Source organism: Pseudomonas triticifolii, assembly GCF_014358015.1.
GTDB classification, from domain to species: Bacteria; Pseudomonadota; Gammaproteobacteria; order Pseudomonadales; family Pseudomonadaceae; genus Aquipseudomonas; species Aquipseudomonas triticifolii.
Map to the genome: position 1 here is coordinate 136,649 of NZ_JACONV010000002.1, position 15,173 is coordinate 151,821.

Annotated in this window: 15 protein-coding genes; 5 read left to right on the top strand and 10 right to left on the bottom strand. The window is 57.2% G+C overall.

What is annotated here, in order from left to right; genetic code table 11:
* Positions 1-31 precede the first annotated feature (31 nt).
* Positions 32-811: a ferredoxin-NADP reductase gene (gene fpr / locus H8S56_RS05325; RefSeq protein ID WP_024686210.1), complete on the bottom strand. Its 780-nt coding sequence runs from the start codon at positions 809-811 to the stop codon at positions 32-34.
* Between the two features lie 123 nt (positions 812-934).
* Here fpr and H8S56_RS05330 point away from each other — a divergent pair, with 123 nt between their 5' ends.
* Positions 935-1,861, top strand: a complete 927-nt coding sequence (locus H8S56_RS05330; RefSeq protein WP_004879099.1) for a LysR family transcriptional regulator — start codon at positions 935-937, stop codon at positions 1,859-1,861.
* Between the two features lie 6 nt (positions 1,862-1,867).
* On the opposite strand, the gene H8S56_RS05335 is transcribed toward H8S56_RS05330, so the two are convergent.
* The 3 genes from H8S56_RS05335 to H8S56_RS05345 form a co-directional block, all read right to left on the bottom strand.
* Entirely contained in the window at positions 1,868-2,233 is a 366-nt protein-coding gene (locus tag H8S56_RS05335; RefSeq protein WP_187518072.1) for a diacylglycerol kinase, read from the bottom strand.
* Positions 2,234-2,315: 82 nt separating this feature from the next.
* Positions 2,316-2,963 (bottom strand): response regulator transcription factor ErdR, encoded by a 648-nt coding sequence (erdR, locus tag H8S56_RS05340; protein WP_024686208.1) that lies wholly within the window; start codon positions 2,961-2,963, stop codon positions 2,316-2,318.
* A 236-nt stretch (positions 2,964-3,199) separates the two neighbouring features.
* The gene (locus H8S56_RS05345; protein ID WP_024686207.1) at positions 3,200-3,910 is read right to left on the bottom strand and encodes a tRNA-uridine aminocarboxypropyltransferase; all 711 of its coding nucleotides are present in this window, start codon (positions 3,908-3,910) and stop codon (positions 3,200-3,202) included.
* 217 nt (positions 3,911-4,127) lie between these two features.
* On the opposite strand from H8S56_RS05345, the gene H8S56_RS05350 reads away from it, so the two are divergent.
* Positions 4,128-4,544 carry a quorum-sensing-regulated virulence factor family protein gene (locus tag H8S56_RS05350; protein ID WP_024686206.1) on the top strand — a complete coding sequence of 139 codons (417 nt, stop codon included), beginning with the start codon at positions 4,128-4,130 and terminating at the stop codon, positions 4,542-4,544.
* Positions 4,545-4,892: 348 nt separating this feature from the next.
* Entirely contained in the window at positions 4,893-6,011 is a 1,119-nt protein-coding gene (locus H8S56_RS05355) for an LOG family protein (protein ID WP_187518073.1), read from the top strand.
* Between the two features lie 2 nt (positions 6,012-6,013).
* On the opposite strand, the gene recX is transcribed toward H8S56_RS05355, so the two are convergent.
* From recX to H8S56_RS05370, 3 genes are all read right to left on the bottom strand, one after another.
* Entirely contained in the window at positions 6,014-6,481 is a 468-nt protein-coding gene (gene recX / locus H8S56_RS05360) for a recombination regulator RecX (RefSeq protein ID WP_024686204.1), read from the bottom strand.
* Positions 6,482-6,486: 5 nt separating this feature from the next.
* Entirely contained in the window at positions 6,487-7,551 is a 1,065-nt protein-coding gene (recA, locus tag H8S56_RS05365) for a recombinase RecA (protein WP_024686203.1), read from the bottom strand.
* Positions 7,552-7,644: 93 nt separating this feature from the next.
* Positions 7,645-8,145 carry a CinA family protein gene (locus H8S56_RS05370; protein ID WP_187518074.1) on the bottom strand — a complete coding sequence of 167 codons (501 nt, stop codon included), beginning with the start codon at positions 8,143-8,145 and terminating at the stop codon, positions 7,645-7,647.
* Between the two features lie 487 nt (positions 8,146-8,632).
* On the opposite strand from H8S56_RS05370, the gene mutS reads away from it, so the two are divergent.
* Together mutS and fdxA are read left to right on the top strand one after the other, a co-directional pair.
* Entirely contained in the window at positions 8,633-11,200 is a 2,568-nt protein-coding gene (mutS, locus tag H8S56_RS05375) for a DNA mismatch repair protein MutS (protein ID WP_187518257.1), read from the top strand.
* A 234-nt stretch (positions 11,201-11,434) separates the two neighbouring features.
* On the top strand, positions 11,435-11,758 hold the full coding sequence (gene fdxA / locus H8S56_RS05380) for a ferredoxin FdxA (RefSeq protein WP_024686200.1): 324 nt from the start codon (positions 11,435-11,437) through the stop codon (positions 11,756-11,758).
* A 553-nt stretch (positions 11,759-12,311) separates the two neighbouring features.
* Here the strand turns inward: fdxA and rpoS are convergent.
* From rpoS to H8S56_RS05395, 3 genes are all read right to left on the bottom strand, one after another.
* Positions 12,312-13,325 carry an RNA polymerase sigma factor RpoS gene (gene rpoS / locus H8S56_RS05385; RefSeq protein WP_187518075.1) on the bottom strand — a complete coding sequence of 338 codons (1,014 nt, stop codon included), beginning with the start codon at positions 13,323-13,325 and terminating at the stop codon, positions 12,312-12,314.
* 103 nt (positions 13,326-13,428) lie between these two features.
* Complete coding sequence (locus H8S56_RS05390) at positions 13,429-14,295, bottom strand: peptidoglycan DD-metalloendopeptidase family protein (RefSeq protein ID WP_024686198.1); 867 nt, start codon at positions 14,293-14,295, stop codon at positions 13,429-13,431.
* 203 nt (positions 14,296-14,498) lie between these two features.
* Positions 14,499-15,134 carry a protein-L-isoaspartate(D-aspartate) O-methyltransferase gene (locus tag H8S56_RS05395; RefSeq protein ID WP_175561665.1) on the bottom strand — a complete coding sequence of 212 codons (636 nt, stop codon included), beginning with the start codon at positions 15,132-15,134 and terminating at the stop codon, positions 14,499-14,501.
* Between the last annotated feature and the right edge of the window lie 39 nt (positions 15,135-15,173).

Below are 15,173 nucleotides of genomic sequence, written 5' to 3' on the forward strand. Positions count from 1 at the left end.
TACACAGGAGAGACGGGCTTTTCGATCCGGCTTACTTCTCGACGAACGCACGCTCGATCAGGTAATCGCCAGGCTCGCGCATGCGCGGAGAAACCGTCAGGCCGAAGCTGTTGAGCACTTCGCTGGTCTCATCGAGCATGCTCGGGCTGCCGCACAGCATGGCGCGGTCATCCTGAGGATTGATCGGAGGCAGACCGATGTCGGTGAACAGCTTGCCGCTGCGCATCAAGTCGGTCAGACGACCTTCGTTCTCGAATGGCTCACGGGTCACGGTCGGGTAGTAGATCAGCTTGTCGCGCAGCGCTTCACCGAAAAACTCATTCTGCGGCAGGTGCTCGGTGATGAACTCGCGATAGGCAACTTCGTTCACGTAACGCACACCGTGGCACAGGATGACTTTCTCGAAGCGCTCGTAGGTTTCAGGGTCCTGGATCACGCTCATGAACGGCGCCAGGCCTGTGCCTGTGCTGAGCAGGTAAAGATGCTTGCCCGGCTTGAGGTCGTCCAGCACCAGCGTGCCCGTAGGCTTCTTGCTGATGATGATCTCGTCGCCTTCCTTCAAATGCTGCAGTTGAGAGGTCAGCGGGCCGTCTGGCACCTTGATGCTGAAGAACTCCAGATGCTCTTCCCAGTTAGGGCTGGCAATCGAATACGCACGCATGAGCGGGCGACCGTTTGGCTGCTGCAGACCGATCATGACGAACTGACCGTTCTCGAAACGCAGACCAGGGTCGCGGGTGCACTTGAAACTGAAGAGGGTGTCGTTCCAGTGATGGACGCTGAGGACACGCTCGTGGTTCATGTTGCTCATGTACGTGGGAACTCCTGAAAATTTCGTGCGCGCAGGGGCACAGCGCTATTGCGCGACATTCTAGTGGCAGACACAATATCTGTTAAATGAATTATCAAGATATGGGTTATCGGTTATATAGATATGCGATTCACTCTTCGTCAACTTCAAGTATTTGTCGCCGTCGCCCAGCAGGAAAGCGTGTCGCGCGCTGCTGTGTTGCTTTCGCTCTCCCAGTCAGCGGCCAGCACCTCGATCACCGAACTGGAACGCCAATCCAGTTGCCAGTTGTTCGACCGCGCCGGCAAACGGCTTAGCCTCAATGCCACAGGTCGCCAGCTGTTGCCACAGGCGGTTGCCCTGCTCGATCAGGCCAAGGAAATCGAAGACCTGCTCAACGGCAAGTCAGGTTTCGGCTCACTGGCGGTCGGGGCGACACTGACCATCGGCAATTATCTGGCCACGCTGCTGATCGGCGGCTACATGCAGCGCCACCCGGAAAGCCAGGTAAAGCTGCACGTTCAGAACACCGCGCATATCGTGCAGCAAGTCGCGCATTACGAGATCGACCTGGGCTTGATCGAGGGCGACTGCAGCCATCCGGACATCGAAGTGCAATCGTGGGTCGAGGACGAGCTGGTGGTGTTCTGCGCGCCGCAACATCCGCTGGCCAAGCGCGGCCAGGCCACGCTTGAAGAACTGACGCGCGAAGCATGGATTCTGCGTGAACAGGGTTCGGGCACACGACTCACCTTCGATCAGGCCATGCGTCATCATCGCAACGGCCTGAACGTCAAGCTGGAACTGGAACACACCGAAGCCATAAAACGCGCAGTTGAATCAGGGCTGGGGATTGGCTGCATCTCCAGGCTGGCGCTGCGAGATGCGTTTCGTCGCGGCAACCTGGTCGAACTGACGACGCCGGATCTGGACCTGTCGCGGCAGTTCTACTTCATTTGGCACAAACAGAAATACCAGACGTCCGCGATGCGCGAGTTTCTGGATCTCTGCCGGGCATTCACAGCCGGTGTGCAACGCAGCGACGAGATTGTGCTGCCGAGTCTGTATTGATCGGCATCAGCCCAACAGAACGATGGCCCACACCAGGCCAATCATGCTCAGGGCGATAAACTGTGCCGCGCTGCCCATGTCTTTGGCGTTCTTGGACAGTGGATGCAGATCCAGGGAGATCCGGTCGATGGCGGCTTCGACGGCCGAGTTAAGCAACTCGACGATCAATGCCAGCAGACACACTGCTACCAGCAGCGCATGCTCGCCTTTGCTGACATTAAGGAAAAACGACAGAGGAATCAGTACCACATTGAGCAGCACCAACTGGCGAAAAGCGGCTTCGCCCTTGAAGGCGGCCGTCAGGCCATCCAGCGAATAACCTGCGGCATTAAGGATTCGTTTCAGACCGGTTTGGCCTTTGAAGGGCGACATAGAGAGGCTGCTGTACAGTGAGGATGAGGAAAGCTAAGGGAACACAGGTCAAAAAAGCGTGAACATTTTATCTGACTGGCATTTAGCTGGCTGAAATGGATTCGAGTTGCTGCAGTAGCAGCGCCGCCTGGGTTCGGGTACGCACGCCCAGCTTGCGAAAGATCGCCGTCACATGGGCCTTGATCGTGGCTTCCGAAACGCTGAGCTCAAACGCGATCTGCTTGTTCAGCAAACCCTCACACACCATGGTCAATACCCGGAACTGCTGTGGCGTCAGGCTGGCAAGGCCTGCACTTGCCGCCTTGGCCTCGGCTGACACGCTGATGGTTTCGTTGACCTGTGGCGGCCACCAGACATCGCCTTCCAGAACAGTGCGTACTGCATGCTGGATGGACTCAAGCGAACTGGACTTGGGAATGAAGCCGCTGGCCCCGAATTCCCGGGAACGAACCACGATGGACGCCTCTTCCTGCGCTGAAACCATCACCACCGGAACCTGCGGATACTGCCCGCGCAACAGCACCAGACCGGAGAAGCCGTAAGCGCCCGGCATGTTCAGGTCCAGCAGGACCAGATCCCAATCAGCCTTTTGTGCCAGACAAGACTCCAGTTGCGCGATGCTGTCGGCCTCGACCAGCCGAGCGTCAGGCCCCAGGCCGATGCTCAACGCCTGACGCAGCGCACTGCGAAACAGAGGATGATCGTCGGCGATCAGGATGTCGTAGGTCATGTGTTGATCCTGTTTTTATAGTGAGGGCCAGCCATGCAGGCCGCTCAGCAAGGCATCCGGAAATGCCGGCAATTCACGATACCCCAGCGGGCAGGTGCAGCATCAAACCTGGTGAATCGGCGTCCAAGCGGCGCCAAGCATGCCCAGCAACACCATGTGGGTCAAGCATCAAGCGCCCCGGAGATGACAACGAGATGGCATTCGGCCAACAAGTGTCGCAACAGACGCTTGAGTGGCTACAGAAAAGGTTTCAAATGCGTGTGCGCCACGTCATCCGGATCGATCGGCCGCTGGTACTTGGCACCCAGGTAGTGCGCACTGAAGACATCCAGATAGGCATCCAGCACACCACTGGCGTTGTTATCATCGGCCAGCTCAAGACACAGCGCGGCCACCTCGGCCGTGCAGAAGTGATCATCGCGCCTGGAGCGGCGCAACCGGTAACGGGAAATCTGCTCCGGCTCAAGGCTCAGGACTGGAAACTTCTCAAGATAAGGGCTCTTGCGAAACATCTTGCGCGCTTCCGTCCAGGTGGCGTCCAGCAAAATGAATAAAGGACGCTTACCGTCTTCGCGGACCACCTGGGTGACTACCCGCTCCTTGGCCACGAACTCGCCGGGGAAGACGATGTACGGTTGCCACTGCGGATCGTCCAGCAACGCCAGCAACTGTTCGTCCACATCGATTCTCGACCAGCCAAACGCGTGGGTGTCCTTGATCACATCGGCGATCAGCCAGCCGGTATTGGTCGGTTTCAACGGCTCGGTGTCGTACATCAACAGACACATGCCCGAATCGGCTGCCACACTGGGCCTCCACGCACATAGACAATAGCTGAAGATCACCCGGCAATCCGGGCATCGCGGCGCGCGCGAGCCTCGGGCAATAAAGGGCTTGGTGCTACGGGCCAGACGCTCATCGCGCAGGCGGGAGACAGCGTGACTCATTGCAGCACGCGCCAACAGAAGGAATGCATCGACACCACGAGAACTCGGCAGGATTAAAGTGCGCGCAGTTTATCAGAGCTGCCGGCCGTACAACCCTAGGCTGCGTGAAGACTCCTGTCTTATACTGCTGCGCCAGTGAAACCCGCAGTCGGCAGGTTACCGGAACGCACTTTGAAGTCGCTGGTCCAACGGCCAGCTACTTAATCAGGAGAGTTTAATGCTGCGCCTCATCGCCCCTACCCTTACGCTTTTGCTCGTTGCTCCTCTGTGCGCCCAGGCGGCGTCGAAGCAGGAGTTTGAACTCAGCAAGATGCTGGAAAAAGTCGCGAAGGAAAGCAGCGTCGGTACGCCTCGTGCGATCAACGAAGACATTCTGGATCAGGGCTACACCGTTAACGGCAAGGAACTGATCAACCATTTGAGCGTACGTGAAGGCCAGGCGCAGCAAATGCGCGCCAATCCAGATGCCATGCGCAACCAGCTGGGCAACAGCGTGTGCCACAACAACGGCTTTCGCCAGTTGATGACCAAAGGTGCCGTGCTCAAGTATCAGTTCACTGAGTACAAGACCAACCGCCCGGTCGCTACCCAGACCTTCCAGGCCTCGGATTGCACGGTCAAACCCAAGCAGTAAGCATCAAGAAAGTCCCCCCGTGCGCCTGCCCATCAGGCGCACTCTGTGCTCGTTTCGAGACATCCTTTAACGCCGCGCCTCTGACGACGAACGGAGAAACGGTGGTCTTTTCGAAATAACCGGCACATCATCGATTCGACAGCAGAGGCAGGCTGGCGCTATAAACGTCTGACAGCCAACCTGTAAAGTTCAGGCACATGAACACCAGGAGTGACACGTTCGTGTGCATCAATCGTTTCTTGACCCAAGGAAACAGACAGAATCTCTACGGTCAGACGTTGGCGTGGTGAGTGTTATCGCCAATCGACTTCGACCGGATCGACGATTCTGCAGGAGGAGAAATCTTGAATGCCGTATGTACCTAACGATCTTCTGTCGCAGCACTTTCAAAGCAATGGCCTGGACCTGACCGGCAAGATTGAAGAACACATCCATCAGGTTGCCCCAGACAACCCTAATCTGGCGCTTTACCGAGACATGATACTGACCGTGCTGCGCATGGCTCAGGATGACAGCAACCGCTGGAACGCCAAGATAACACTGCAAACCCTTCGCGAACTGGACAGTGCCTTCAGAGCACTTGAGCGATTCAAGGGGCGACGCAAGGTCACCGTATTCGGCTCGGCCCGAACGCCCATGGAACATCCGCTCTATGCGCAGGCTACGGAGTTGGGCGCAAAGCTGGCGCACTCCGACATGATGGTGATCACCGGCGCAGGCGGCGGCATCATGGCAGCAGCTCACGCAGGAGCAGGCCTGAATCACAGCCTGGGTTTCAATATCACCCTGCCTTTTGAACAACACGCCAATCCCACAGTGGAGGGGACAGAAAACCTGCTGCCCTTCCACTTCTTCTTTACGCGCAAGCTGTTCTTCGTCAAGGAAGCCGATGCACTGGTGTTATGCCCAGGCGGCTTTGGCACACTGGATGAAGCACTGGAAGTACTGACCCTCGTTCAAACCGGTAAAAGTCCGCTGGTGCCCATCGTGTTGCTGGATACGCCCGGCGGCAGCTTCTGGCAAAGTGCGCTGGATTTCATCAAGAACCAGCTGGCGGACAATCATTACATCCTTCCGGCCGACATGAAGCTGATGCACTTGGTGTACAGCGCTGACGAGGCTGTTGAAGAGATAAACCGGTTCTACGCGAACTTCCACTCCAGCCGCTGGCTGAAGAACACGTTCGTGATCCGCATGCACCACGCCCTCAGCCAGCCAGCACTCGAGCACCTGCAAGAAGCGTTTGGCGATCTGTGTTTGAGCGAAAACTTTCACCAGCATGAATATAAGGACGAGGAACACGACGAGGCCCAGTTCAGCCACCTGACCCGGCTCGCGTTTACGTTTACCGGGCGCAATCAGGGCCGTCTTCGGGAGCTGGTGGACTACATCAACTTGCCGGAAAACTGGTCAAAACCATCAGGTGAAAAACAGCCGACTCACGAACGCGAGCCGTTGAAGGCCTGACGTCAATCATCCCCGCCACGGCCGCTCAACAGGCGGCCGATCATGTCCAGCGGGTACCCTCGATAGCTCAGAAAACGCCCCTGCTGAGCACGCTCACGCGCGTCGGCAGGCATCCTTCCGGCAAACTTTCGCTGCCAGGTTTCCTGAAGCTTTTCTTGCCAATTCACACCACACTCTCTCAGCGCCTGTTCGATATCAGACCGTTGCAAACCCCGTTGACTGAGTTCTTCACGAATGCGCACAGGCCCGTAGCCGGAACGAGACCGGTAAGAGACAAAGCTTTCAAGATAACGGGATTCAGAGAGCAGACCTTCCTCGATCAGGCGATCAAGCTCGGCTTCGATATGCTCGGGAGAAGCGCCGCGCTGACGCAATTTTCGCGTCAGCTCGACTCGACCATGCTCGCGTCGCGCGAGCAGGTCCATTGCAGTTCGCCTGACGGCGACGGGTGTATCAAGCACGACAGACATGAGTATCAGATATCGGCGTCTGCTTCAGCCATGTCATCAGCCACTGCTGGCTCGCGGGAACCGACAGCCTTGGTGTCGACGCCTGGCTTCAACAGCTTGTCGCGAATCTGCTTCTCAAGGGCGTTACCGATTTCCGGGTTATCCGCCAGGAACTTGGCCGAGTTGGCTTTACCCTGACCGATCTTGCTGCCCTGATAGCTGTACCAGGCACCGGACTTCTCGACAAAACCGTGAAGCACGGCCAGATCGATAATTTCGCCATTCAGGTAGATGCCCTTGCCGTATAGGATCTGGAACTCTGCCTGACGGAATGGCGGAGCCACCTTGTTCTTCACGACCTTGACGCGGGTCTCGCTGCCGACCACTTCGTCGCCTTCCTTCACAGCACCTGTACGACGGATGTCCAGACGTACCGATGCGTAGAACTTAAGAGCGTTACCACCGGTGGTGGTTTCCGGGCTACCGAACATCACACCGATCTTCATGCGGATCTGGTTGATGAAGATCACCAGGCAGTTGGCGTTTTTGATGTTACCGGTGATCTTGCGCAGTGCCTGCGACATCAGACGAGCCTGCAGACCTACGTGCATGTCACCCATCTCGCCTTCGATTTCCGCTTTCGGAACCAAGGCAGCAACGGAGTCGACCACGATCACATCGATGGCGTTGGAACGCACCAGCATGTCGGTGATTTCCAGTGCCTGCTCGCCTGTGTCCGGCTGCGAAACCAGCAGGTCGTCGACATTGACGCCCAGCTTGCCCGCGTATTCAGGGTCCAGTGCGTGCTCGGCATCGACGAACGCGCACGTTGCGCCCATTTTCTGGGCCTGGGCGATGACAGACAGCGTCAGCGTGGTTTTACCGGAAGATTCCGGGCCGTAGATTTCAACGATCCGGCCTTTTGGCAAACCGCCGATACCGAGCGCGATATCCAGGCCAAGCGAACCGGTGGAAATGGAAGGAATCGCCTGGCGGTCATGGTCACCCATGCGCATTACGGCACCTTTACCGAATTGACGCTCGATCTGACCCAAGGCCGCAGCCAAGGCTTTCTTCTTGTTGTCGTCCATTGAAGTCCTCACGTAATCAAATTCAATTAGGGCCTTGATGGCCACAATACCTGTATAAGTAGACAGTATTATTCCACAGGGATCGGCGCTCGCCTACCCCTGTTTTGGCATTTCTCCGGAAGCGAGTGCGATGAGCCCCTCTAGAGCGGCCTTTACCGTTTGTCGGCGTACTTGCTCACGGTCGCCATCGAACCCGTAGCGCCTGGTCACAAGGACGTCACCGTCGCCCCAGCATACCCACACGGTGCCTACCGGCTTGTCGACGGAACCGCCACCCGGCCCTGCCACGCCGCTGACAGCTACGCCAAACCGGGCACCGCTTTTGAGCTGTGCGCCTCGGGTCATGGCCTCGACCACCTCCTGGCTGACCGCACCGACAGAGGCGAACAAGGCCTCAGGCACATCCAGTTGACGCGTCTTCTGGGTATTGGAATACGTCACATAACCGGCCTCGAACCAGCTGGAACTGCCAGCGATGCGCGTAATGGCTTCAGCGATGCCGCCTCCCGTACAGGATTCGGCAGTGGTCACCTGCGCATCAACAGCCTGAAGACGCTTGCCTAGCGAGGTGGCAAGCCGGGTTATTTCGTCCACGGTACTTTCCTGTCAAACCCCAACGATGGATGAAAAGCCTACGCTTTAATGCAAACGACTGCATCGGCAGCCGCTTGCCGGATCAAGCGGGCTACCCGTGTTTTGCAACCGGCTTCCTGACTGTTTCGACGGTGGTTTCTCGCGGCCTGCGCTTCGCCTCGTCCAGAGGAATGAAACGCCCGGTGACAGAATCCCTTGCTCGTTTGTTCGCCATATAAAAGTCCTTTTTCATATCCGGCACACCGACAGCCGGTGACCGTGCCGCAAGTCTATACAGCAATCGGGCGCTCATGGCCGTTCGGAAACCCGAGGTCACGATTAGGCATCCTTCACACCGGAACTGCGCCTGCGCAACGTGCGTGATAACCTTGCGCCCATCGCAAACACTCGGCAGACATCCCTCGGTACACGGAGGGATTACATGTCGCACCCCGAAGTTTGCCCCACACTTCTCAAGAACTTGCCTAACTTACTGATGAATAAAGCAATTTCCGACCTCTCCGCACACACCCCCATGATGCAGCAGTACTGGAAGCTGAAGAATCAGCATCTGGATCAGTTGATGTTCTATCGCATGGGCGACTTTTACGAAATCTTCTATGAAGACGCCAAAAAGGCCGCCAAGTTGCTGGATATTACGCTCACGGCGCGTGGCCAGTCGGCAGGCCAGAGCATCCCCATGTGCGGCATTCCTTACCATGCGGCCGAAGGCTATCTCGCCAAACTGGTCAAGCTGGGCGAGTCGGTGGTGATCTGCGAGCAGATCGGCGATCCGGCCACCAGCAAAGGGCCGGTTGATCGTCAGGTCGTGCGCATCATCACGCCTGGCACCATCAGCGATGAAGCACTGCTCGACGAGCGTCGTGACAATCTGATCGCTGCAGTGCTTGGGGACGAACGGCTGTTCGGACTGGCCGTGCTGGACATCACCAGCGGCAACTTCAGCGTGCTGGAAATCAAAGGGTGGGAAAACCTGCTGGCCGAGCTTGAGCGCATCAACCCGGTTGAGCTGTTGATTCCGGATGACTGGCCTCAGGGCCTGCCGGCCGAAAAGCGTCGCGGCTCACGTCGTCGGGCACCCTGGGATTTTGAGCGCGACTCTGCGCATAAAAGTCTGTGTCAGCAGTTTGCGACCCAAGACCTGAAGGGCTTTGGTTGCGAAATGCTCACCCTGGCGATTGGCGCAGCAGGCTGCCTGCTCAGCTACGCCAAGGAAACCCAGCGCACCGCCCTGCCGCACTTGCGTAGCCTGCGCCATGAGCGCCTGGACGATACCGTGATCCTGGACGGCGCCAGTCGCCGTAACCTTGAGCTGGACACCAACCTGTCCGGCGGCCGCGATAACACCCTGCAATCGGTGATGGACCGCTGCCAGACCGCAATGGGCACGCGCCTGCTGACACGCTGGCTGAACCGCCCGTTGCGCGACCTGAGCATTCTGCAGGCGCGTCAAACCTCAATCACCTGCTTTCTGGAACGCTATCGCTTCGAGAACCTGCAACCGCAACTGAAAGAAATCGGCGACATCGAGCGCATCCTCGCGCGGATCGGCCTGCGTAACGCACGTCCGCGCGACCTTGCACGCCTGCGCGATGCGTTGAGCGCCCTTCCTGAACTACAACTGGCGATGAGCGAGCTGGAAGCGCCCCATCTGCAACAACTGGCGCGTACTGCCAGTACCTATCCTGAACTGGCCGACCTGCTGCAACGAGCGATCATCGACAACCCTCCTGCAGTGATCCGTGACGGCGGCGTTCTGAAGACCGGTTACGATGCCGAACTGGACGAGCTGCAATCGTTAAGCGAAAACGCCGGCCAGTTCCTGATTGATCTGGAGGCCCGCGAGAAGGCCCGAACCGGCCTGGCCAACCTGAAAGTCGGCTACAACCGAGTTCACGGTTATTTCATCGAACTGCCGAGCAAGCAGGCTGAACAGGCGCCGGCCGACTACATTCGCCGTCAGACGCTCAAGGGTGCCGAACGCTTCATCACCCCGGAACTCAAGGAATTCGAAGACAAGGCCTTGTCTGCCAAGAGCCGTGCACTGGCTCGGGAAAAGATGCTCTACGAGGCGTTACTTGAGGACCTGATCGGCCATCTTGCACCACTGCAGGACACTGCGGCGGCCTTGGCTGAACTGGACGTATTGAGCAACCTGGCCGAACGCGCACTCAACCTGGACCTCAACTGCCCGCGTTTTGTGGCAGAGCCTTGCATGCGCATCGAGCAAGGTCGTCACCCGGTGGTAGAACAGGTACTGTCGACACCGTTCGTGGCTAACGACCTGGCACTGGATGACAACACGCGCATGCTGGTCATCACCGGCCCGAACATGGGCGGTAAATCGACCTACATGCGTCAGACCGCCTTGATCGTCCTGCTCGCTCACATCGGCAGCTTCGTGCCTGCCGCACAGTGTGAACTGTCGCTGGTTGACCGGATATTCACCCGGATCGGTTCCAGTGATGACCTGGCAGGCGGGCGCTCGACGTTCATGGTGGAAATGAGCGAGACGGCCAACATCCTGCATAACGCGACCGACCGCAGTCTGGTCCTGATGGATGAAGTGGGTCGCGGCACCAGTACCTTCGACGGTCTGTCGCTGGCCTGGGCTGCGGCAGAATGCCTTGCCCAGTTGCGGGCCTACACCTTGTTCGCCACGCACTACTTCGAGTTGACCGTTCTGCCGGAAAGCGAGCCACTGGTCAGCAACGTGCATTTGAATGCCACCGAACACAACGAACGAATCGTGTTCCTGCACCGCGTCCTTCCAGGGCCTGCCAGCCAGAGCTACGGTCTGGCAGTCGCACAGTTGGCGGGGGTTCCAGGCAAAGTCATCACGCGCGCCAAGGAGCACTTACAACGCCTGGAGACCACTAGCCTGCCCCATGAGCAGCCTCGCACCAAACCGGGCAAGCCAGCGGCACCCATGCAAAGCGATCTGTTCGCCAGTCTGCCTCACCCGGTCCTCGAGGAACTGTCGAAGGTCAAGGTCGACGACCTCACCCCGCGTCAGGCACTGGATTTGCTATATACATTGCAAACTCGACTGTGACGCGAGCCGTTACATGCTGTTAGAATCCCGCGCGGTCTGGGATGCGCTCAGCTTTTAGCCTGGCTGAGCAGCTGTTCAAGCCGCGTGAAGACGCAGCGAACCAAGGGTGAGTGGCATGCGATGCAGCAAGCCCCTCATCAAAAGCACGTGTTTTCATAGGGCCGGGAACCGTCCCGAACCTGGCAACCCTGTCTGGAAGGGCTCTGCCGCAGCCGCCTGAGGAGAGAATTAGAAATGACCTTCGTCGTCACCGACAACTGCATCAAGTGCAAGTACACCGACTGTGTGGAAGTCTGTCCGGTGGACTGCTTCTACGAGGGACCGAACTTCCTGGTGATTCACCCGGACGAGTGCATCGACTGCGCACTTTGTGAGCCTGAATGCCCTGCCCAGGCGATTTTCTCTGAAGACGAGATTCCGGCCGGTATGGAAAACTTCATCGAGCTGAACGCAGAGCTTGCCGAGGTATGGCCGAATATCACGGAGAAGAAAGACGCATTGCCGGATGCAGCAGAGTGGGACGGAAAGAAAGACAAGATTACAGATCTGGAACGCTAGATCCCAGACAATGAAAAAGGCCCTCTTGAGGGCCTTTTTCGTTTATCAGAGTCCGATGCCCCTGATGTAAAAAGGGGCGGTTTGACCCGCCCACGTTTTTTCCCTAATCCCTGTAATCCCTTTTCATCATCCTGATGAATCGCCTCCTGCGATGTCCTCGACCTTCATCCTTGAAAGTGTGTACCGGTCCGTTGGTACGGCTCCGATACTAGTGGTTTGACGTGCAGAAACAACCGGCGAAGCGCAGCAAAATATTTCCACTCGCAGCGAAAGCCGATAAAAAAGAGAATCTAAATCAGAGAGTTAGGTCGCCCAAGGCACTGTATGTACATTTAATCGCACCTGGAAAACCTTGATCACCTACAGGCTGTGTACGCAATTGCCTACATGATATTGGCGCTCTAACCTCGACACTCCAGCCTGTGCAGTCGTGACCATGCCGACACCAAGGCGCAATATCGGAATGAAAAAAAGACAGTAAAATGATGAAGACCATATAAAAAGCCGATATGAATGTGGAATTCATATCGGCTTTTTATAACGCGGGGATTGGTTACTGGAACAGCGACTCGCTCGAAAGACCATTTTTTTCGAGGATCTCACGAAGGCGCTTGAGGCCCTCAACCTGAATCTGCCGTACACGCTCGCGCGTGAGACCGATTTCCAGGCCTACATCTTCAAGGGTACTGCTCTCATGACCTCGAAGGCCGAAGCGGCGTATGACAACCTCACGCTGCTTTTCGGTCAGTTCGGACAGCCACAGATCGATACTCTGTGAAAGATCGACATCCTGCAGAAGCTCGCAGGGGTCTGTAGGACGGTCGTCCGTAAGCGTATCGAGCAGGGTTTTGTCCGAGTCAGGCCCCAGCGAGACATCAACAGAAGACACACGCTCATTGAGCCCAAGCATGCGCTTGACCTCGCCCACCGGTTTTTCCAGCAGGTTGGCGATTTCCTCAGGGGATGGCTCGTGGTCGAGCTTTTGGGTCAGCTCCCGGGCGGCACGCAGATAAACGTTAAGCTCTTTGACCACATGAATCGGCAACCGGATGGTCCGGGTCTGATTCATGATTGCCCGCTCGATGGTCTGACGAATCCACCAGGTAGCATAGGTCGAAAAGCGGAAACCGCGCTCGGGATCGAACTTCTCCACAGCCCGGATAAGACCCAGATTGCCTTCTTCGATCAGGTCCAGCAATGACAGCCCACGATTGACGTAGCGCCTGGCGATCTTGACCACCAGTCGCAGATTGCTCTCAATCATGCGTTTGCGCCCAGCCGGATCACCACGTTGCGACAAGCGTGCAAAGTGGACTTCTTCTTCCGGAGACAGCAGAGGGGAGAAACCTATTTCATTGAGATACAACTGGGTAGCGTCGAGCGCCCGAGTGTAATCAATATATTTGTGTTGTTTGAGCGATGATGTAGACGGCTTCGCCTTCGCACGACCCGAGGCGGCAGTAGACGGCCGCTTCTCGTTCGGCGATTCCTCAAGGACAATGCCAGCTTCCATGAGGAGCACGTCATCATCAATGTCAAACTCCGGCGCTTCGTTGCTAAGAGCCATTGTTATAGTCCTTTGGTGAGTTCGACCTCAAGCTCCAGCGACGCCTATTTCCGTGGCAACGCTTGAGCCTGTTCCTTCTGCGCCAGGAACAGGCTGACAACACTCAACGGCGTGGCAAGAATCCGAGCGGATCTACAGGCTTTCCTTGACGGCGAATCTCAAAATGCAGTTTCACCCGGTCAGTTCCTGTTGACCCCATTTCGGCAATCGTCTGCCCTGCCTTGACTTGCTGCCCTTCCCGAACCAAGAGCCTGCGGTTATGACCGTAGGCACTGACGTAGGTATCGCTGTGTTTGATGATGATCAATTCGCCGTAGCCCCGTAATCCACTTCCGGCGTAAACGACCGAACCATCAGACGCTGCCAAAACAGGCTGTCCCAAATCACCAGCGATATCAATTCCTTTATTCAAACTACCGTTTGAAGAAAATTTTCCTATCAGTATGCCACTTGAAGGCCAGGTCCACCCGCTCGGGGACTTGCCGGCCGGGCCGGTTGCAGTGGTTGCGGAAGGGGGTATGACCACAGGTACGACCGCGATCGGCTTGGAAATAACGGTGGTTTTTACCGAGCCGGAACTGCTGGTCGTGGTGGAGGTGCTGGTGACCGGGCGGCCCGAATCAGCTGCGGAAGCTACACCCTGCGTTGAAGAAGAGCGTCCATCAAAGCGAATCGTCTGACCGGGCTTGATGGTAAAGGGCTCCGGGATCTGATTACGAGCGGCCAGAGCCTTCCAGTCCCAGCCGTAACGAAACGCAATTGAAAAAAGTGTATCTCCGCGTTTGACCACATACTGGCCCGTCGTGACTGCCGGGCGTTGAGGCACGGAGTTGCCGTTACGATCGACAACGCGAACGCCGCCCGAAGGCGAACTGGAACAGCCGACCAAGAGGACACTGAGAGCAATGCCAATCAACAGACGCTGATAACTTCTTGAAGACCTGAGCTGCTGAATGACTGTGTGACTCACCCGCCACTCCCTTTACTGGTGACTGAATTCAAAAGATGCCTATTGTGCCGCAAGTGCGGCGGGCAACCAGTACTTAACTGCGTCAAAACCCTATGGCGTGCAGATCCGGCAAAGAATCGATGCAATTTTGCCATCGTTATCATGAACAGACGGCTGTAGACCGGCGCTACGCGTCAGAATTCACTCACAACGTCTGTCGTCATTCATGCAATGGGGCCGTTCAACAACGGCACGAATCGTACGGCGCCCAGAACATGTCGGGAAAACCCGTTTTCCTCGCGGATGATCAGCATCAATTGCTGGACCTCGCCCGAACCGACCGGTATGACCAGTCGACCGCCAGGTGCCAGCTGATCGAGCAGCGCCTGGGGCACGTCCGTCGCCACCGCCGTCACGATGATACCGTTGTAGGGCGCCAGTGCTGGCCAGCCCTCCCAGCCGTCTCCCCATCGAAACACCACATTGCGCAGGTTGAGCTCGACCAGACGCTCCTTGGCCCGGTCCTGAAGCACCTTGATGCGCTCCACCGAAAACACCCGCTCCACAAGCTGCGACAACACCGCTGTCTGGTAGCCCGACCCCGTGCCGATCTCCATGACCTTGTCCAGCGGACCGGCCGCGAGCAACAGCTCGCTCATGCGCGCGACCATGTAGGGCTGGGAGATCGTCTGGTTGTGGCCGATAGGCAGCGCCGTGTCTTCATAAGCGCGATGTGCGAGCGCCTCATCCACGAACAGGTGCCGAGGTGTCTTGCGAATCACGTCCAGGACGCGGGCGTTAGTGATGCCTTCTTCATACAAGCGTTGAATCAAGCGCTCGCGAGTGCGCTGCGAGGTCATTCCGATCCCGCGACGCAACAGATCATCTTGCTCGCGTGA

What these genes read in the sequence shown, in the direction of transcription:
- recA (WP_024686203.1), bottom strand. Translation starts at nt 7,551, where the DNA reads ATGGACGACAACAAGAAGAAAGCCTTGGCTGCGGCCTTGGGTCAGATC.
- erdR (WP_024686208.1), bottom strand. Translation starts at nt 2,963, where the DNA reads ATGACCTACGACATCCTGATCGCCGACGATCATCCTCTGTTTCGCAGT.
- fdxA (WP_024686200.1), top strand. Translation starts at nt 11,435, where the DNA reads ATGACCTTCGTCGTCACCGACAACTGCATCAAGTGCAAGTACACCGAC.
- fpr (WP_024686210.1), bottom strand. Translation starts at nt 811, where the DNA reads ATGAGCAACATGAACCACGAGCGTGTCCTCAGCGTCCATCACTGGAAC.
- H8S56_RS05335 (WP_187518072.1), bottom strand. Translation starts at nt 2,233, where the DNA reads ATGTCGCCCTTCAAAGGCCAAACCGGTCTGAAACGAATCCTTAATGCC.
- H8S56_RS05350 (WP_024686206.1), top strand. Translation starts at nt 4,128, where the DNA reads ATGCTGCGCCTCATCGCCCCTACCCTTACGCTTTTGCTCGTTGCTCCT.
- rpoS (WP_187518075.1), bottom strand. Translation starts at nt 13,325, where the DNA reads ATGGCTCTTAGCAACGAAGCGCCGGAGTTTGACATTGATGATGACGTG.
- H8S56_RS05345 (WP_024686207.1), bottom strand. Translation starts at nt 3,910, where the DNA reads ATGAGTCACGCTGTCTCCCGCCTGCGCGATGAGCGTCTGGCCCGTAGC.
- H8S56_RS05330 (WP_004879099.1), top strand. Translation starts at nt 935, where the DNA reads ATGCGATTCACTCTTCGTCAACTTCAAGTATTTGTCGCCGTCGCCCAG.
- recX (WP_024686204.1), bottom strand. Translation starts at nt 6,481, where the DNA reads ATGTCTGTCGTGCTTGATACACCCGTCGCCGTCAGGCGAACTGCAATG.
- H8S56_RS05355 (WP_187518073.1), top strand. Translation starts at nt 4,893, where the DNA reads ATGCCGTATGTACCTAACGATCTTCTGTCGCAGCACTTTCAAAGCAAT.
- H8S56_RS05395 (WP_175561665.1), bottom strand. Translation starts at nt 15,134, where the DNA reads ATGACCTCGCAGCGCACTCGCGAGCGCTTGATTCAACGCTTGTATGAA.